Source organism: Micromonospora sp. NPDC049004 (assembly GCF_040649315.1).
Taxonomy (GTDB): domain Bacteria; phylum Actinomycetota; class Actinomycetes; order Mycobacteriales; family Micromonosporaceae; genus Micromonospora.
The window spans coordinates 646-19261 of record NZ_JBEZFG010000001.1 but is presented as its reverse complement, the minus strand read 5'-3'; the positions used below and the strand labels follow the sequence as shown (position 1 = coordinate 19261).

Below are 18616 nucleotides of genomic sequence, written 5' to 3'. Positions count from 1 at the left end.
TCGGTTCCCGTTGACAACGCTCACCGAACCGCCGTCTCCTTCCCGTCGCCCCGCTCCGGGGGGACCGCGCCCGGCGTCGACGTGCCGGCCCCGCCTCGCGGCCCTCGCCGGCCGAGGCGGCGGACCACCCCGGTCAGTAGCGGCCGCACGTCCCGCCGGTCGACGAACCAGACCACGACGAGGAACACGACACCGACCAGAACCCCGGACAGCATGCCCTGACCGAGTGCCGCGGCCGTCGTCGGGGTGCCGCCGTCCAGCCCGTCGAGCCAGCGGCTCACGCCCAGTCCGGCGAGCGCGGCGAGCAGCCCGGCGAGGCCACCGGCCGCCCCGGCGCGCGCCGCGCCGGCCAGCGCCGGCCGGCCGGCGCTGCGCAGCACCGCGCTGACGAGCAACACGCCGAGCACCACCATGCCCACCGAGTTGGCGGACGTCACGGCGAGCACCCGGTCGGTCAACGGCAGGATCGCGCCGAGCAGCAGCACGACGGGCGGCACCACCAGGAAGCCGACGGCGGTCGCGGCGGTCGCCGCCCGGGTCTCCCCGCGCGCGTAGAGCGCCCGGGTGAGGATCGCGAAGAGGCCGTAGCCGACCAGGCCCGGGGCGTAGCCGATGATCGCGGCGGCGGCGGTCGGCGCGGTGGACGCGGGGAAGAAGAAGTGCCCGACCGGCCCAGCGGTCCCGACCAGCGCGGCCGCGCCGAGGCAGCTGAACAGCAGCACCCCGCGTACGGCCGGGGCCAGGGTCGCCCGGTAACCGTCCTCGTTCCCGGCCGACCGCGCGGTCGCGAGCGTCGGATAGGCCGCGACGGCCAGCGGCACCGCGAGCACCGCCCACGGCAGCAGGTAGACGGTCTGCGCCAGGTTGTAGACGCCCGGATTGCTGCGCGCGCCCGCGGTGACCTGGTTCAGGCTGACGATCAGGGCGATCTGCTGCGTGGTGACGGTGACCGCGCCCGCCACCGCCAACCCGCCGACCCGGGCCCGCGCGTCGGCGGGGAACCCGAACCCGGGCCGCAACCCCAGGCGCAGCCGCCGCACCGGGATGAGCAGCGACAGCGACAGCGTCACCACGCCCAGTGTGGTGCCGGCGGAGAGCAGCAACTCGCCGCCGGAGCTCACCCCGGCGACCGTGGCGTACCGGCCCTGGGTGGCGGTGAACCCCAGGTAGACGACGATCACGGTGAGGCTGGACAGCAGCGGGGCGAGCACCGGCCAGGCGAAGCGCCGGTGCGCCTGGAGCACCCCGGTGAGCACGATGCCGACGCCGTACAGCGGCAACTGCGGCGCGAAGACCCGCAGCATCCGTACGCCGCTCTGCTGCTGGGCGTCGGTCAGATGCTGGCCCAGCGACTCGACCACCGGGCCGGCGAAGAGCACCACGACCAGCGCGAGCGGCACCAGCAGCGCCAGCGTCCAGGTCAGCAGCGCGCCGGTGGTCCGGGCGACAGTCGTACGGTCACCGGCCTCCACAGCCCCGGCCAGCAGCGGTACGACGAGGCTGGCCAGCGCGCCACCGGCGACGATCTCGAAGATGAAGTTCGGCACCGCGTTGGCCACCACGTAGGCGCCGCCCAGGTCGGTCGGGGCGAGGCTCCAGGTGAACACCGCGGTACGGCCGAAGCCGGCGAGCCGGCTGAGCACGGTGAGGACGGCGATGAGCGCGGCTGCCCCGGCCAGCCGGCCGGCGCCGGCGAGGGGTGCCGGTCTGGTCACGTCAGTCGGCGCGTCGGCCCAGTGCGTCGAGCTGCCGCAGGCCCGGGGTGCGCTGGATCACCGCCGTGAAGCTGACCTTCTCGCTGGCGGCGGTGAGCCCGGCGAGCACGGCCAGCAGGCCGGCCCGGCCGAGCGGGCCGCTGCGGGCGGCGAGCGCGACGCCGAGCAGGGCGCCGAGCGCGTTCGCGCCGCTGTCGCCGAGCATGACGTCCTCGGACAGGTCGTCGGGGAGCAGGCCGGCGGCGGCGCCGGCCGCGCCGGCGGCGATCCCGCCGTGCGGGCCACCGGCCAGCGGCACGCCCAGCAGCAGGCCGGACTTGATGGCCCGGCCGGGCCGCAGGTCGAGCAGGTTGAGCAGGTTGGCGGTGCCGGCGATCACGCCGGCGCCGAGCACCACGTCGACCCCCCGGCCGACGGCGCCGTGCCGCTGCCGGCGCGGGTGCGCGGCGACCCGCGGGTCGGCGGCGAGCAGCGCGGCCGCGCCCAGCCCGGCGGCGCCCACCCCGGCGATCTTGACCAGCCCGGCGGTGACCCGGCCCTCGCGCAGCGCGGCGAGGTGCCCGGCGAAGCCCTTGGCCGCCTTCTGCTCAGGACGTGCGCCGACCACGTCGTCGTAGAGCCCGACACCGCCGGCGCCGAGACCGGCGACCAGGGCGGCGCCACCGGAGGCGGCGCTGGTGGCGCCGAAGACGCCCGCAGCTGTCGCACCGGCGGCGAGCGCCGGCCCGGCCGCCAGGGTCACCGTCCGGCCCCGGAAGTTGGTGCGTTGCAGCGCCGGCCCCACGGGGGCGGTCCGCACCTCGCGCAGGGCGTACCGGGCGGCGGCGGCACCGGCCCCGGCGATCAGCAGCCGGCCCAGCATCCTCACGCCGCCACCTCGCTCAGGCACGGGGTCGCCCGCTCAGGCGCGTCGGTTCCGGACACCGGGGTACGTCGTTCGCTCACTGGGGCAGTCTAGGCAGCAGGGACGCGGCGTTGTCGCCGACGCCGTACTGGCCGGCCTTCTTCTCGGTGAGCTGCTGCACCAGGGCGAGGCTGGTGACCAGCTGACCCTGCACGGTGTTGGCGTTGTCGACCGTGGAGATGGTCTGCGACAGCACCGGGTCACCGCGGACCACCGACACGACGTTGCCGCCGGCGGAGCCGTTGCCGCCCACCACGATCGCCCCGGTCCGGTCGAACTGCTCGGCGATCTTGACGACGGACTCGTCCCGCTTCTCGGAGTCCTTGTCGACGTACGGCTGCCCGCTGACCACGACGACGGCCTCGGCCGGTCCGGTGACCTTGTTGTTGTCGGTGGTCAGGTAACCGGCGTTGTTGTACGCGGCGAGCACGGCCCGCCGGTCGGCGTCGCTGACCGGCGCGGTGCCCTGCGCGCGGTCCAGCAGGACGCTGGCCAGCAGCGCGCTGGAGGTCTCCACGCCGTGCCCGTTGCCCGGCAGGCCGGTGGTCTGCGCGGTCGGCCGCGCGGCGGTGACGGCCAGCTCCAGCAGGTTGGAGTTGTTGTCCGGGTTGATGAACTTGTCCTGCAGGTCGACCCGACCGGTGATGGTGGCGCCGGCGAGCTGGAGCTTCTTGAGCACGCCCTCGGTGTGGTCGCGCCCGTTGGGGAGGCTGAGCACCACCACCCGGCGTCCGGTGAGGGTGCCCGGGAGGACGACCTGGGACACCTGCTCGGCGAACTCCTCCTCCAGACCGAGCTGCTTCTCCATGCTGTTGACCTGCTGGCGCAACTGCTGGTTGTCCTTGCGCAGTCCGGTGACCTGCTCCTTGAGCGAGTCGGCGACCGGGCCGTTGAGGGCGGCTGTGCCGACCACCAGACCGATCGCCAGAGCCAGGAACACCGCGGTGAGGGACACCACGTGGTAGCGGAAGTTGATCACGCTTGCAGCCTCTTGATCGGTCGGGAACTAGAAGAGCCGGTACAGCTGGAACACGAAATTGTCCCACCACTCGGCGACCACGCCCAGGTACGCCTTCCCGACGGTGGAGACGGCCACCGCGGAGGCCATCGCCGCGATCGCCGAGAGCACCAGCAGCAGCAGCGACGACCCGGAGATGCTCTGCCGGTAGAGCCGGCTCACCCCCTTGGCGTCGACCAGCTTGCCCCCGACCTTCAACCGGGTCAGGAACGTCGAGGCCATCCCGCCGCGCCCCTTGTCCAGGAACTCGACGAGCGTGGCGTGGGTGCCGACCGCGACGAGCAGCGACGCGCCCTTCTCGTCGGCCAGCAGCATCGCCAGGTCCTCGCTTGTCGCCGCGGCCGGGAAGGTGATGGCCGGGACGCCGAGGCCGTTGACCCGGGGCAGGCCGGGCGCCCGCCCGTCGGGGTAGGCGTGCACGATCACCTCGGCGCCGCAGCGCAGCACGTCGTCGGTGACCGAATCCATGTCACCGATGATCATGTCGGGGGTGTACCCGGCCTCGACCAGCGCGTCCGCGCCGCCGTCCACGCCGATCAGCACCGGCTTGAACTCCCGGATGTACGGGCGCAGCACGTCCAGGTCGGCCTTGTAGTCGTAGCCGCGCACCACGATCAGGCAGTGCCGACCCTGGATCTGGGTCTGGATGTCCGGAACGCCGACGCCGTCGAGCAGCAGGTCGCGTTCCTGGCGCAGGTAGTCCATCGTGTTGGCGGCGAACGCCTCCAACTGCACCGACAGCCCCTCCCGGGCGTCGGACATCGCCTTGGCGACCGACTCGGCGTCCTGCAGGGTGCCGTGCGCCACCGGCTCCTCGCCGGCGAAGACGGTGTTGCCCTCGATACGGACCTGGTCGCCCTCGCGGATCCGCTCGAAGACGCCCTCGCCGAGGTCGTCCAGGAGCGGGATGCCGGCGGCGATCAGCACCTCCGGCCCGAGGTTGGGATAGCGGCCGGAGACGGACGGCTTGGCGTTGAGCACCGCCGCGACACCGACAGCGACCAACGAGTCGGCCGCCACCCGGTCCAGGTCGACGTGGTCGATGACCGCGATGTCACCGGGGCGCAGCCGGCCGACCAGCCGTTTCGTCCGGCGATCAAGGCGCGCGGTGCCGAGGACTCTGCCCGGCTCCGCGTTTCGGTTCCGGCGCAACGTGGGTAGACGCATCGTGACCATCCTGGCATGTGAGGCAGGCTTTTCTGTCGCGACATGCCTGAGCAGGGCCGCCTACCCAGGGAAGCACACGTCGGCGCAAGCCGGTGTGCTTGCGCTCACAATACGCGGCGTCACAACCGCCTTTCCTTGGCGGCCACGGCCAGCAGCTCCTCGGCGTGGGCGATACCCAGATCCGAATCGGGCAAACCGGCGAGCATCCGGGCCAGCTCACGGGCGCGTTCGGTGTCCTCCACGACCCGCACCCCGCTGGTGGTCACCGCGCCACCGGTGTCCTTCGCCACCACCAGATGCCGATCGGCGAACGCGGCCACCTGCGGCAGGTGAGTGACGACCAACACCTGGTGGCTGCGGGCCAGCCGGGCCAGCCGGCGGCCGATCTCCACCGCGGCCTGGCCGCCGACGCCCGCGTCGACCTCGTCGAAGACCAGCGTGGGCGGACCGCCCGAGCCGGCGAAGACCACCTCGATGGCGAGCATCACCCGGGACAGCTCGCCGCCGGAGGCGCCGCGCTGCAACGGCAACGACGGCGCTCCCGGGTGGGCCAGCAACCGCAGCTCCACCTCGTCGCCGCCGTCCGCCGCGACACCCGCCTCGACGCCGTTGATCGTCAGCGTCGGCTCGGCCCGCCCGGCCGGCCGCGGCAGCACCACCACCTCGATCCGGGCGTGCGGCATGGCCAGCCCGGCCAGCTCGACGGTGACCTGGTCGGCGAAGCGGACCGCGGCCTCCTGCCGGGACACCGACACCCGGGAGGCCAGGTCGGCCACCTCGCCGGCCAGCCGCTGCCCCTCGGCGTCCAACTCCTCGAGCAGGTCGTCCGAGGTGTCCAGGTCGGACAGTCGGGTGCGGGCCCGGTCGGCCCAGGCGATGACGCCGTCGACGTCGTCGGCGTACTTGCGGGTCAACGCCCGCAGCGCGGCCCGCCGCTCGTAGACGTGCTGCAACCGGGCCGGGTCCGCGTCGAGCGTCGCCAGGTACGCCGACAGCTCTGCCGAGACGTCGGTGACCAGCGTGGCCGCCTCCTCCAGGCGGGCCGCCAGCTCGCCCAGCGCCGGGTCGGTGCCGGCCTGCGCCTCCAGGGTGCGCCGGGCCGTGCCGAGCAGCGCCGCCGCGTCCGGTGTCTCGTCGGCCGCCTCCGCGCCGCCCGCCACGCACTGCTGGGCCACCTGCGCGGCAGTCCGCAGGCCCTCGGCGTGCTCCAACCGCTGCGCCTCGGTCTTCAGCTCGTCGTCCTCGCCGGGCTGCGGGTCGACGCGGGTGATCTCGTCGAGGCCCAGCCGCAGCAGGTCCGCCTCCTGGTTGCGCTCGCGGGCATTGCGCCGCCGGTCGGCCAGGTCGTCGACCACCCGCCGCCAACCGGTGTACGCCTCACGCAGCGCGTCGAGCAGCTTCTCGTGCGCCGGCCCGGCGAAGCGGTCCAGAGCGGCCCGCTGCTCGGCCGGGCGCAGCAGCCGCAACTGGTCGGACTGGCCGTGCACGGCAACCGCCTGCTCGCCGACCTCGCCCAGCATCGACACGGGCATGCTCCGGCCACCGAGGTGGGCCCGGGAGCGGCCCTCCACCGTCACCGTGCGGCTGAGCAGCAGCGAGCCGTCCTCGTCGGGCTCGCCACCGGCGTCGCTGATCCGGGCGTGCACCGCGTCGGCGACCCGGCCGGACAGGCGTAGCCGCCCCTCGACCACGGCCCGGCCCGGTTGGGCACGGACCCGCCCGGCGTCGGCCCGGCCGCCGAAGAGCAGGCCGAGGCCGGTCACCACCATCGTCTTGCCGGCACCGGTCTCGCCGGTGATGACGTTCATCCCGCCGGTCAACGGCAGCGTGGTGTCCTCGATGACGCCGAGTCCGGTGATGCGCAGCTCTTCCAGCACAGCACCCGACAGTAGACGCGAGGGCCGACAGTTGACCAGCCGACGGGCCCCACGACCGGGCACCGGCACGCCCCGCACCCCACCGACGTACAGTCTTGCCCCGTGTTGGACGTGATCGGCCTGACCCCCGCCGAGGAGGAGCTCTACCGCTGCCTGCTCCAGCTCACCACGGCCCGTGTCGACGAACTGGTCCGCCGGCTGCGACGCCCCCGGGCGCAGGTCGTCGAGCAGGTCGAGGCGCTACGGGCCAAGGGGCTGGTGCAGCCCACCGACAACGACCCGGACGCCCCGCTGCGCCCGACCGCCCCGGACGTCGCCCTCGGCGCGACGCTGCTGCGCCGCCAGGAGGACCTGGAGGCGGCCCGGCGCCGGGTCACCCAACTGGCCGAGGAGTACCGCTCCGGGCTGCGCCGCCACCACGTGGACCACCTGGTCGAGGTGATCCGGGGCGGTCGGGTGCTGCGGGACCGGCTGCGCGACCTGCAGAACTCGGCCCGCAACGAGGTGCTCTGGTTCTGCCGGGCGAACCCCCTCGCCATGGCCGGCCCGGAGAACGTCGAGGAGTTCGACGCGCTGGCCCGTGGGGTGAGCTACCGGGCCATCTACGAACGGGACCTGCTGCTCGAACCGGGCGCACTGGCCGACCTGGCCAAGGGGGTGGCCGCGGGCGAGCAGGCCCGCGTGCTGGACCGGCTGCCCGTCCGACTGGCCATCGTGGACGCGCGTACCGCCATCTGTCCGCTGGTGCCCGACCGGGACGGCGGCGAGCCGAGTGCCGCGGTGATCGGCCGCAGCCAGCTGCTCGACGCGCTGCTGGCCCTCTTCGAGAGCCACTGGCGGGTGGCCACCCGACTGCGACTCGACGACCCGCTCGCCGCCACCGAGGGCCGGCGCGACGAGGCCGACGACCGTCCGGTCGACGGCTACCGGCCCGACGCCGACGAGGCCCGGCTGCTGTCGCTGTTCGTGGCCGGCGTACCGGACAAGTCCATCGCCTCCCAGCTCGGGGTGAGCCGCCGGACGGTGCAGCGCCGCCTCGCCGAGCTGATGGACGCCGCCGGCGTGGACACCCGACCCGGGTTGGCGTTCCAGGTCGCCCGGCGCGGCTGGCTCTGAACGCGGCAGGGCCCGCCGTCGGAAAGCGACGGCGGGCCCTGCCGGACACGCGCGGAGTCAGCGCAGGCCGTACGCCCGCAGCACCATCTGGTCGACGGAGTTCCCGGCCCGGTCGGTGGCGTGCACCCGCAGCGACACGGTTCCGCGCCCGGCCGGCACGGTGGCGGTCCAGCGGGTACCCGACCCTCGCGTCGGCGCGGGCCGCCAGGTGACGCCCTCGTCGAAGGAGACCTGCACCGTCAGGCTGGTGCCCGTCGGCGCGGCGACTCCGGTCGGCTGGCGCAGGGTCAGCCCCAGCTGGTGCGGCCGGTTGGCGGGTACGGTGCCGAGCAGGTCGGCCGGCACCCGGTAGTCCACCTGCAGCAGCGACAGCGGCACGGCCGCGTCACCCGCCGGGCGGGCCGAGGTGAACTGCCACGACGTGTCGGTGCGGGTGGCGTAACGCCACTGGTCCGAGGCCCGCCGCGTCGTCACGTCGAGGCGGTAGCGGGCCGCCCCGGCGGTCGTCGGTACCGGCGTCCAACCGCCGGACAGGTCGGCGATCTGCCGACCGTCGCGGCTGAGGCGAGCCTGGACGGTGTCCGCCTCCTCACTGTTGCCGGCCACGCTGTAGTGCCCGTCGGCGTCGACGAACTCGGGCATCCGCACGTCCAGGCTGTCGCCCGCCCGGGTGGGCACCGGCGCTCCGCTGGCCGGCACGGCCGGACGGACCACCGGGGCGTGCCAGGTCTCGGTCACCCGGTCGTCGGCGGCGTACCGCCGGGGCTCCTGGGTCAGCCCACCGGTCACCTGCCCCCACTGCATGAACATCTCCTTGTGCAGCACCCGGTGCTGCCACCAGTTGTCCCCGGCGCTGACGAACTCCTGCCGGGTGGTCCCGTTGCGGACCAGGCGCTGGTCGTCGTTCCAGGAGTACTCCTGCCACGGACGCCAGCCGAACCGCTCCTCGGTGGCCCAGCCCGCGCCCGTGTCGCCGTAGCTGGCGGTCACCTCGGCGGTGTTCTTCGCGGTCACCGTGTGCACGATCCGCTCCGGCACCCGGCCCTTGGACACCTGCCACACGTCGTACAGGTACGGACTGTCCACCCTCAGCGTCAGGTCCAGGGTCGCCCGGCCCTTGCGCGCCGCCGCGATCAGCCGCTGCCCGTCGTCGTACGCGACGACCATCGCCGGGATCGGCAGCCGCTCGCCTGCCGGCCGCCAGACCGTCCACGCGGTCCGGTCCTCGGGTCGGACGATCAGCACCACCGCGGCGCCGGCCGCCGCCGCGGCGGCCACCTGCTCATCCTCGTTACGGTCCGGGTCGGCGGCGAGCAGCGCCGCCGCGCCCCGCACCCGGGCCAGCTCGGCAGGGGTTCCGGTGCCGGCCCAGACCAGGGGCAGCTTCCGTCGACCGGTCGGCGCCGGCGACGTGCCCAGCAGGTTGATGTCCGACGGACCGGACACCCCGCTGACCGTGGCGTCCACCATGGGCGCGACGAGCTGCCAGCGGGAGGCGAACTCGAACTCGCCCTGGCGTACCGGGCGGGTCGGCGTGACGTTGACCTGCTGGATCGTGCTGTACGCCATGACGCCGTGGTCGATCTGCCGGCCGTTGCCCAACACCCGGTGCACGTAGTAGCTGAGCGTGGCCCGCTGCTCGCTGGGCTTCGGCGTCTCGATCCGCACGGGCGTGCCCTTGCGGGCGTCGAGCACCACGGTCAGGTCCCGGTCGACGGTCAGCTCCGGCTCGACGGCCTCGGTCAGCTGCTCGTCGAGCGGGGCGCCGTGCTCGACGAGCGCGGTCAGCAGGTACGTGCCCTCCTCGACCTGCAGGGTGCCCTCGCCCGGCCACCAGCCCCAGAAGTCCGACTCGGGCTGCTCGCCGTAGAGGGTGAGCCCCGGCGAGAGGGTCAGCTGACCCTGCCGGTCCAGCACCTTCACGGTGACCTGGTGCAGTGGGCCGCTGACGGTGAGACCCACCGGCGTGCGGACGGCGACACCGTCCGCGCCGGTGGCCACCAGCCAACCGCCGTGCGGGCCCCGGCCCAGCTTCGCCGGGTCGGCCCGCAGCGGCACGGCCACGCTGCCGCCCGCCGGCACGGTCACCTCGCCGGACCCGACGGAGACTCCGTCGGTCTCGGCCGCGCCGCTGTCCAGGTTGCGCAGATCCAGGGCCAACCGCAGGGTCTGCGCGCCCGTCGTGTCGTTGGTGTACGTCACGGTGCGCTGCACCGCCGCGCCACCGGTGGTGATCCGACCGAAGTCGACGGTGGCCGAGGCGTACACCCGCTGTGTGAGGGCCCGCGCCACGTCCACCCGACCGCCGCCCTGCTCGAAGACGGTGAGCGCCGGGTTCGCCTTCGTGGTGCTGACCAGCGCGTCCTTCAGCTTGCCGGCGGACCAGTCCGGGTGGTCCTGCGCGAGGATCGCCGCCGCGCCCGCCACGTGCGGGGTGGCCATCGAGGTGCCGGACGCGGTCGTGTAGGCGTCGCCCACCGGCGTACCCATCGTGGTGCCGGCGGCCCGCGCGGCGACGATGCCGACGCCCGGCGCGGTGATCTCCGGCTTCAGGCCGTTGTCGCCCAGGCGCGGCCCCCGGCTGGAGAACTCGGCCAGGTTGTCGTCGCGGTCCACCGCGCCGACGGTGAGCGCCGCCGCTGCCGCGCCCGGCGAGCCGACGGTACGCGCCGCACCCGCGTTGCCGGCGGCGACCACGAAGAGCGCGCCGGTCTCGGCGGTCAGGTCGTTCACCGCCTGGCTCATCGGGTCGGTGCCGTCGGTCGGGTCGCCGCCGAGGCTCATGCTGACGACCTTCGCCCCGGAGTGGGCGGCCCACTCCATGCCGGCGATGATGGCCGAGTCGTAGCCCGAGCCGCCGTCGTCGAGCACCTTGCCGACCAGCAGTCGCGCGCCGGGCGCGACGCCCTTGCGCAGACCCGCCGACGCGTCGCCGCTGCCCGCGATGGTGGCCGCGACGTGCGTGCCGTGGCCGTGGCCGTCGCGGGCGCTGCCGCTGCCGGAGAAGTCCCGCGCCTCGGCGATCCGTCCGGCCAGGTCGGGGTGGGTGGCATCGACGCCGGTGTCGAGCACTGCCACCTTCACGCCGCTGCCGTCGCGCCCGGCCGCCCAGGCCGTCGGGGCGCCGATCTGCGGGACGCTGTGCTCCAGCGTCGGGCGCACCCGCCCGTCCAGCCAGACGTGCGCGACACCGCCGCCCAGTCGGGGCGCGTCGGCCGTGGTCCGGCTCGCCGGTGTCCCGGCGAGGGTGCTCCACAGGCCACCGAGGTCGGCCTTGCCGACCCGCAACGCGGCGCCGTTGATGCTCTCCAGGGGGCGGGCGTCGGTGACGCCGCCGAGCGGCCGGACCCGGCCGGCGGCCGGCTCCTGGTAGCGCACGATCAGCGGCAGCGCGCCCTGTGCGGCGTCGCCGTAGCCGTCGGCGGCCAACTCCTGCACGTCGAACAGGTTGGCGTCGAGGACGCCGCTGGAGACGTAGGGCAGGGCGTCGCTGGGCAGCACCCGCAGCCCGCCGTCGACCTCCAGGGTCTGGAAGATGACCCGCTCACGCCCGGGTCCCGGGCGTACGGTGGCGGCGACCCGGCCCGGCGCGGCCGGAGCCAGCTCGACCTGGTCGCCGGTGATGAGGGTGATGCGGACGGGCGCGGCGCCCGGGGCGGACGTGCCCAGGCTCGGGCCGGTGGGCCGGGCGGGCGGCTCGGCGGACGCCGGTGCGGCGAGGCCGACCACCAGTACGCCGACCGCGCCGGCGCTGAGCCAGCGGGGGGACCAGTGCATGCGATGCGCTCCTTAACTCCGGTGGGCCCGCCATCCGTAGATGAGGACCGATCGGAGTCTGCGACGCAGCACACAACCAGGTCACTAGCCTTGCGCCGCCGCAGCGGCGACATGTCGTCAGGTGGACACCCGCCGGACACCGACGGTGTGCGTCACCGTCACTTACCGGCGGCTGCCCCGCCACCCGTGCACGGGCAGACCGAACTTGGCGACCAGCCGGTCGGTGAACGGACGGGCGCGCAGCCGGACGATGCGTACCGGCAGGGCGCCGCGACGCACCGTCACCCGGGCGCCCGGCGGCAGGTCGTAGACCCGCCTGCCGTCGCAGGCGAGCACGGCGAGGGTGGTGAACGGGTCGACGGTGATGACGAACGTCGACGTGGGCGCGGTGACCAGGGGCCGGCTGAACAACGCGTGCGCGCTGATCGGCACCAGCAGCAGGGCCTCCACCTCCGGCCAGACCACCGGACCGCCGCCGGAGAACGCGTAGGCGGTGGAGCCGGTGGGGGTGGCGCAGACCACCCCGTCGCAGCCGTAGCGGGACAGCGGGCGGCCGTCCACGTCGACGAGGAGTTCGAGCATCTGCGCCCGCTCCCCCTTCTCGACGCTGATCTCGTTGAGCGCCCAGGATTCGATGGTCGGGCCACCGTCGAACTCGGCAGTGACGTCGAGCGTGAGCCGCTCGTGCACTGTGTAGTTGCGCTCGACGACGTCCCGGACCGCGGTGTCCAGATCGTTGATCTCCGCCTCGGCGAGGAAGCCCACCTTGCCGAGGTTGATGCCGAGCAGCGGCGCCTTCGCCGGGCGGGCCAGCTCGGCCGCGCGCAGGAAGGTGCCGTCCCCACCGAGCGCGAAGACGATCTCGGCGCCCTCGGCGGCCTCCGGGCCGGTGACCGGAACCGTCCCGGGCAGGTCGAGATCCTCGGCCTCCTCGGCGACCACCCGCACCTCGAAGCCCGCGGCGATGAGGTCGGCCGCGACCGACCGGGCGTGCTCGGTGCTGCGTCGACGACCGGTGTGGGTCACCAGCAGCGCCGTGCGGCTCATCGGAGCGCCCACCCGTCCGCCGTCGGACGGCACGCCGCCATCGCCGCACCGGCACGGCCGTCGGCCGTCGTGTGCCGCTCGCTGTACGCGTTCACCCTGCGACCTCCTCCGCCGCCACGCCCGGCACGTCGCCGGCCGTCGTCGGGCCGTTCGGCCCGGCCTCCACCACGGCCCGCACGCGCTGCGGGTCGGCCGGTGGTGCGCCCCGGCGCAACCATACGAAGAACTCGACGTTGCCGCTGGGACCGGGCAGCGGGCTGGCCGCCACGTCGGCCAGACCGAGGCCGAGCTGAGCCGCCGCGGCAGCCACGTCGAGCACCGCCTCGGCGCGCAGCGCCGGGTCGCGCACGACGCCGCCGGCGCCGACCCGCTCCTTGCCCACCTCGAACTGCGGCTTCACCATCAGCGCCAGGTCGCCGTCGTCGCGGGTGCAGCCGGCCAGGGCCGGCAGCACCAACCGCAACGAGATGAACGACAGGTCGGCGACCGTCAGATCGACCGGCCCGCCGATCGCGTCCGCGACGAGGGTACGGACGTTGGTGCGTTCCAGGACGCGGACGCGCTCGTTGGTGCGCAGCGACCAGGCGAGCTGCCCGTAGCCGACGTCAACGGCCACCACCTCGGCGGCGTCGGCGCGCAGCAGCACGTCGGTGAAGCCTCCGGTCGACGCGCCGGCGTCCAGGCAGCGCCGCCCGGCGACGCGCAGCCCTGCGCGGCCGAACGCGGCCAGCGCCCCGGCGAGTTTGTGCCCGCCCCGCGAAACGTACTCCTCGGTCGGGTCGGCCCCGGTGACCAGCAGCGGATCGGCGGGGTCGACCATCGCGGCGGCCTTGCGCGCGGGCACTCCGCGCAGCTGGACCCGGCCGGCCTCGACCAGCGCGGCGGCCTGCTCACGCGAGCGGGCCAGCCCGCGGCGGACGAGTTCGGCGTCCAGCCGGTTGCGACGTGCCATGGGGTGGTTCTCCGGTCTGTCGGGCTGGTCGCAGTGGTCAGGTCTGGTCGATGGTGGCGAGCGTTTCGCGCAGCGTCTCGTAGGCCGCCTCGTACTGCGCGATCTGGTCGGCCGGGGCGAGCGTCGCCGCGTTGTCCATGGCCCGCACTGCCGCGTCCACCGCCGGGTGGCGGGCCGTGTCGTCGCCGACGTCGAGGCCGTCGGACGGTGGGCCGGGGCGGGTGCCCACCGGCGGGCCGGGCCGGGCGGCGAACGACCCGGTCGGCGGCGGGCCGGGCCGGAAGCCTCCCGGCGGGCCGGGGCGGATGCCGGGCGGCGGGCCCGGACGCGCGGCGTCGCTCACGAGTCACCATCCGGGCGGCGCTTACGGACGGCCTTCTTCGCCGGCATGACAGCAGGTGTCGGGGTGTCGTCCGGCACGACCGGCGTCGGGGTGTCGTCCCCGGTACGGCTGATCGTCGCGGGCGGCTTCTTCACGATGGCCTTCTTCGCGACAGCCTTCTTGGCCAGCGCCTTCTTGGCGACGGCCTTCTTGGCCACCGGCGCGGAGACGGGCGCTCCGGCGGGGCCGTCCGACGGCACCGGGCCGCTGTCGGGCTGCGCCGCGCCGCTCGGACCGGCCTGCGGGGCGGGCTCGGCCGCCGGCTGCGGGGCGGGACCGGGGGACGGCTGCGGGGCGGGCTGCGCCACGGACGGCTCGGTGGCGCGCGCCTCGCGCAGCTGCCGTTCCAGGTCGCGTACGCGTCGGGTCAGCTCGGCCACCTCGTCGGCGGTGGCCAGACCGACCGCGCCGAGGGCCCGGTCGACCTCGAAGCGGACCAGCTTGGTCAGCGCCTCCCGGTTGGCGGCGCCGGTGGTGACCAGCTCCTCGCCGAGGGCCTGCAGCTGGGCGGCGGTCGCGCCGCCCGAGCCGACGAGGCGACGCACGGCGTCCTGGGCCTTCTTCCGGGGCGCCTCCGCCAGGCCCATGGCCAGTTCGAGGTATGCGCGCCACGCGTCCTGCATGCCTGAGTCCTTCCATGGGGCGGGGTCTGCAGGTGTCACGCTACCGGGCACCCCGGACTGTCTCGTGCGGTACGGTGCCGGGGACGGCGTGGCGATCGGCGAGGGGGAGATGTGGCCAGCGTGGACGAGTGCCGGCAGGCGTTGCAGGAGCTGGCCGCCCGGTTGGACCGCAACGCCGAGACGGTCCGCGAACGGATCGACCTGGAACGGACGTTGGCCTGCCGGATCACCGACCTGGACACGGCGTTCCACGGCAAGATCAGCGGTGGCCGGCTGGTCGAGCTGACCGACGGTGACGACCCGAAGGCCAAGATCGCCTTGAGCACGTCCAGCGACGATCTGCTCGCCCTGGTCCGCGGTGACCTGGACGTCACCAGGGCGGTCACGTCCCGCCGGGTGTCGATCAAGGCCAACCCGTTCGACCTGATGAAGCTGCGCAAGCTGCTCTGACGAGCGCGCTCGGCGGCCTCACCCGTCGGCGGCCACCCCGAAGCTCTCCAGCGCGGCAGCCGCGTCCGGGCCCACCGGGCGGATCGCCGGCAGCTCCGGAGCCGACCAGGCCGCCGCGCAGAGCGCGGCGAGGGCGTCCAGATCCCGGCCGGCGCCGGCCAGTTCCAGTGTCCCGTCGCGGTCCGTGACGGACCAACCGCCGGCGTCCGTCGAGCCGGGGACCTGCACGGCCGCCGCCGGGTCGAAGAGCCCCGCCAGGTCCCGCGCGACGTACGTGGGCCGCCGTCGTGGCTCGGCAGCGAGCAGCTCGGGTACGCCGCTGACGCCGGTGAGCACGAGCAGGCTGTCCAGTCCCGCGCGGCGGGCGCCCTCGATGTCGGTGTCCAACCGGTCCCCGACGACCAGGGCCCGGCCGCCGTCGCCGCGCCGGGCGGCGGTCTCGAACAGCGCCGACTCCGGCTTGCCGACCACCAGGTCCGGGTCCCGCTCCAACGCGGTGCGCAGCACCGCGACCAGCGATCCGTTGCCCGGCAGCGGGCCTCGGGCGCTGGGCAGCGTCCGGTCGGTGTTGGTGGCGACCCACATCGCCCCGGCCCGTACGGCAACCGACGCCTCGGCCAGCTCGGCCCAGCCGACCTGCGGACCGTAGCCCTGCACCACCGCCGCCGGCTTCTCGTCGGCACGGCTGACCGGGGTCAGCCCGACCGCGCGCAGCTCGGCGCGCAGCGCCTCCGCGCCGACCACCAGCACCGGCGCTCCGGCCGGCAGCCGCTCCCGCAGCAGCTCGGCCGAGGCGGCGGCGGAGGTGAGCACCTCCTCCGGCCGCGCCGGCACGCCCATCCCGGTCAGCAGGTCGGCGACGTCGCTGGAACGACGTGAGGCGTTGTTGGTGGCGTACGCCACCGCCCGCCCCTCGGCGTGCAGCCGTGCCACCGCGTCGACCGCGCCGGGAATCGGCCGGTCGATCAGGTAGATCACCCCGTCCAGGTCGAAGACCACCAGGGTGTACCCGTCGATCAGCCGCTTCCCGGCGTCCGCGCTCACCGCTGCGTCGCCTCCGGCTCGTCACCCCGGGTGGGGGCGGTGCCGTCGCCGTCGACCGTGTCATCTGCACGGGCATCGCTGGCCGGCGTGGCCGAGTCAGTGGCGGTTGCCGAGGAGGTACCGCTCGCGTCCGGGTGGCGGTCCTCGTCCTCGCCGTCGACGTCCGCACGGTCGCCCGAGCGGCCGACGACGCCGTCCTCCTCGTCGTCGTCGAAGTCCTCGTCGTCGAAGTCTTCGTCGTCCTCGTCTTCGTCGTCGAAGTCGTCGTCGCCCTCGTCGAGGATGGCCCCGGCGTCGGTCTCGCGGTCGGACGTGTCGGAGTCGTCGGCGTCCCGGTCGCGGGCGTCGCCCGCGGTCAGGTCGGTGTCCGGCTGGGCCGGCACCGAGCCGGGCGCACCCGGGCCCGAGGCGATCTCCTCGGCCTCGTCCTCGTCATCTCCCTCGATGACGACGCCGTCGAGTTCCAGCAACCGCTCCGCGGCGTCGGTCTCGCCCTCGGTGTCCACGTCGGCGGCGCGGGAGAACCACTCGCGGGCCTCCTCACGTCGGCCCACCGCGAGCAGCGCGTCGGCGTACGCGTACCGCAGTCGCGCCGTCCACGGCACCGTCGCCTCGCTGGTGAGGTCCGGCACCTGGAGCATCGCGACAGCGGCGTCCTTCTGGCCAAGGTCGCCTCGTGCCCCGGCCGCGACGATCAGCAGCTCGATCGCGACGGCCTGGTCCAGCTTCGCCTGGTCGGCGCCGCGGAACAGGTCGATGGCCCGCTCCGGCCGGCCCAGGGCGCGCTCGCAGTCGGCGAGCACGGCCAGGTGACTCTGCAGGCCGGTCATCCGGTGGTACGTCCGCAGCTCGGCGATCGCCGTCTGCCACTCCCCCGCGTGGTACGCGGCCAGGCCGACCGCCTCACGGACCGCGGAGATACGCGACGCGAGCCGTCGGGCGGCCAGCGCGTGCGCCAACGCCTCGGCCGGGTCCTCGTCGATCAGCTGACCGGTGGCGACCAGGTGTCGGGCCACGGTCTCGGCGACCGGCTTGTTCAGCGAGAGCAGCTCGGCACGGACGTCCTTGTCGAGGTCGGTCGCGGCGATGTCGTCCGGCAGCACCGGAGCCAGCGTGCGCCCGTTCTCGGACGACTCCGGTCCCGCGCCACGGTCGTCGCGCCGGAAGTCGCCCTCGCGACGCGGCCGCTCGTCGGCCCGGAACCCACCGTCACGGTCGCCACCGCGGAAGCCACCCTCACGGGACGCGCCGCCCTCACGACGGTCACCACCGCGGAAGCCGCCCTCACGACGGTCACCTCCCTGGTAGCCGCCCTCACGACGGTCACCTCCCCGGAAGCCGCCCTCGCGCCCGCCGTCCCGGGGCGCACCCGGGCGGGAGCCACCACGGTCGCCGCCCCGGAAGCCCTCGCGATCGCCACCGCGGAAGCCACCCTCGCGGGGCGGGCCGGAACGGCCACGGTCGCCGCCACCCTGGTAGCCGCCCTCACGACGGTCGCCACCACGGAAACCTTCCTCACGCGGCGCACGGGAGCCGTCCCGCTCACCGCCCCGGAAGCCGCCTTCACGGCGGTCGCCGCCACGGAAGCCACCGTCACGGTCGCCGCCGCGGAAGCCGCCCTCGCGCGGGGCGCCGGAGCGCGATCCATCGCGGTCGCCACCACGGAAGCCGCCCTCGCGCGGCGCACCAGTGCGGGCGCCACCCTGGTAGCCGCCTTCACGACGGTCACCGCCACGGAAGCCACCCTCCCGGTCACCGCCACGGAAGCCGCCACCCTCGCGACGGTCACCGCCACGGAAACCACCCTCGCGATCGCCGCCGCGGAAGCCACCCTCACGCGGGGCACCGGAACGCGATCCATCGCGGTCCCCACCACGGAAGCCACCCTCACGCGGCGCACCAGTGCGGGCGCCACCCTGGTAGCCGCCCTCACGACGATCGCCACCACGGAAACCACCCTCGCGGTCACCACCACGGAAGCCGCCCTCACGCGGGGCGCTGGAACGCGATCCATCGCGATCGCCACCACGGAAGCCGCCTTCACGACGGTCGCCACCACGGAAACCGCCCTCACGCGGGGCACCCGAACGCGACCCATCGCGGTCCCCGCCACGGAAACCACCCTCGCGACGGTCACCGCCACGGAAACCACCGTCACGGTCGCCACCGCGGAAGCCACCCTCACGCGGGGCGCTGGAACGCGATCCATCGCGGTCGCCACCACGGAAGCCGCCTTCACGACGGTCACCGCCACGGAAACCACCCTCGCGGTCACCCCCGCGGAAACCACCCTCACGCGGCGGACCGGAACGGCCACGGTCACCGCCACCCTGGTAGCCGCCCTCACGACGGTCGCCACCACGGAAGCCACCCTCGCGGTCACCGCCGCGGAAGCCACCCTCACGCGGGGCACCGGAACGCGATCCATCGCGGTCACCACCACGGAAACCGCCTTCACGACGGTCACCGCCACGGAAACCACCCTCGCGGTCACCCCCGCGGAAACCACCCTCACGCGGCGGACCGGAACGGCCACGGTCACCG

15 protein-coding genes are annotated in these 18616 nt (G+C 74.6%); 3 read left to right on the top strand and 12 right to left on the bottom strand.

The genetic code is table 11. The annotated features are described in order from the left end of the window. Positions 1–20: 20 nt before the first annotated feature. The 5 genes from AB0B97_RS00080 to recN form a co-directional block, all read right to left on the bottom strand. Positions 21–1715 carry a lipid II flippase MurJ gene (locus AB0B97_RS00080; RefSeq protein WP_357489262.1) on the bottom strand — a complete coding sequence of 565 codons (1695 nt, stop codon included), beginning with the start codon at positions 1713–1715 and terminating at the stop codon, positions 21–23. A gap of 1 nt (position 1716) precedes the next feature. Further along, positions 1717–2583 carry a hypothetical protein gene (locus AB0B97_RS00075; protein WP_357489259.1) on the bottom strand — a complete coding sequence of 289 codons (867 nt, stop codon included), beginning with the start codon at positions 2581–2583 and terminating at the stop codon, positions 1717–1719. A gap of 73 nt (positions 2584–2656) precedes the next feature. Then, complete coding sequence (locus tag AB0B97_RS00070) at positions 2657–3598, bottom strand: copper transporter (protein ID WP_234590973.1); 942 nt, start codon at positions 3596–3598, stop codon at positions 2657–2659. 27 nt (positions 3599–3625) lie between these two features. Then, entirely contained in the window at positions 3626–4804 is a 1179-nt protein-coding gene (gene steA / locus AB0B97_RS00065) for a putative cytokinetic ring protein SteA (RefSeq protein ID WP_234591007.1), read from the bottom strand. A gap of 119 nt (positions 4805–4923) precedes the next feature. Next, positions 4924–6681, bottom strand: a complete 1758-nt coding sequence (gene recN / locus AB0B97_RS00060; RefSeq protein ID WP_357489257.1) for a DNA repair protein RecN — start codon at positions 6679–6681, stop codon at positions 4924–4926. Positions 6682–6783: 102 nt separating this feature from the next. Between recN and AB0B97_RS00055 the strand changes: the two genes are divergently transcribed. Then, positions 6784–7797: a helix-turn-helix domain-containing protein gene (locus tag AB0B97_RS00055; RefSeq protein ID WP_357489255.1), complete on the top strand. Its 1014-nt coding sequence runs from the start codon at positions 6784–6786 to the stop codon at positions 7795–7797. A gap of 57 nt (positions 7798–7854) precedes the next feature. On the opposite strand, the gene AB0B97_RS00050 is transcribed toward AB0B97_RS00055, so the two are convergent. The 5 genes from AB0B97_RS00050 to AB0B97_RS00030 form a co-directional block, all read right to left on the bottom strand. Beyond that, positions 7855–11574: a S8 family serine peptidase gene (locus AB0B97_RS00050; RefSeq protein ID WP_357489253.1), complete on the bottom strand. Its 3720-nt coding sequence runs from the start codon at positions 11572–11574 to the stop codon at positions 7855–7857. Positions 11575–11736: 162 nt separating this feature from the next. Beyond that, positions 11737–12621: an NAD kinase gene (locus AB0B97_RS00045; protein WP_234591028.1), complete on the bottom strand. Its 885-nt coding sequence runs from the start codon at positions 12619–12621 to the stop codon at positions 11737–11739. A gap of 91 nt (positions 12622–12712) precedes the next feature. Continuing rightward, entirely contained in the window at positions 12713–13573 is an 861-nt protein-coding gene (locus AB0B97_RS00040) for a TlyA family RNA methyltransferase (protein WP_234591030.1), read from the bottom strand. A 37-nt stretch (positions 13574–13610) separates the two neighbouring features. Continuing rightward, on the bottom strand, positions 13611–13916 hold the full coding sequence (locus AB0B97_RS00035) for a hypothetical protein (RefSeq protein WP_357489250.1): 306 nt from the start codon (positions 13914–13916) through the stop codon (positions 13611–13613). Then, positions 13913–14578, bottom strand: a complete 666-nt coding sequence (locus AB0B97_RS00030; RefSeq protein WP_357489248.1) for a hypothetical protein — start codon at positions 14576–14578, stop codon at positions 13913–13915. Before AB0B97_RS00030 ends, AB0B97_RS00035 begins: the two co-directional genes overlap by 4 nt. A 111-nt stretch (positions 14579–14689) precedes the next feature. Here AB0B97_RS00030 and AB0B97_RS00025 point away from each other — a divergent pair, with 111 nt between their 5' ends. Further along, entirely contained in the window at positions 14690–15028 is a 339-nt protein-coding gene (locus tag AB0B97_RS00025; protein WP_234591035.1) for an SCP2 sterol-binding domain-containing protein, read from the top strand. Between the two features lie 18 nt (positions 15029–15046). Here the strand turns inward: AB0B97_RS00025 and AB0B97_RS00020 are convergent, their stop codons facing one another. Beyond that, positions 15047–16072, bottom strand: coding sequence for an HAD-IIA family hydrolase (locus tag AB0B97_RS00020; RefSeq protein ID WP_357489246.1), 1026 nt, complete (start codon positions 16070–16072; stop codon positions 15047–15049). After that, on the bottom strand, positions 16069–17088 hold the full coding sequence (locus AB0B97_RS00015) for a hypothetical protein (protein ID WP_357490569.1): 1020 nt from the start codon (positions 17086–17088) through the stop codon (positions 16069–16071). The genes AB0B97_RS00020 and AB0B97_RS00015 overlap by 4 nt, the downstream gene beginning before the upstream one ends. On the opposite strand from AB0B97_RS00015, the gene AB0B97_RS00010 reads away from it, so the two are divergent. Next, positions 17077–18616: hypothetical protein (locus AB0B97_RS00010; RefSeq protein ID WP_357489244.1), on the top strand; the 1540-nt coding region annotated here is incomplete at its 3' end. The genes AB0B97_RS00015 and AB0B97_RS00010 overlap by 12 nt on opposite strands.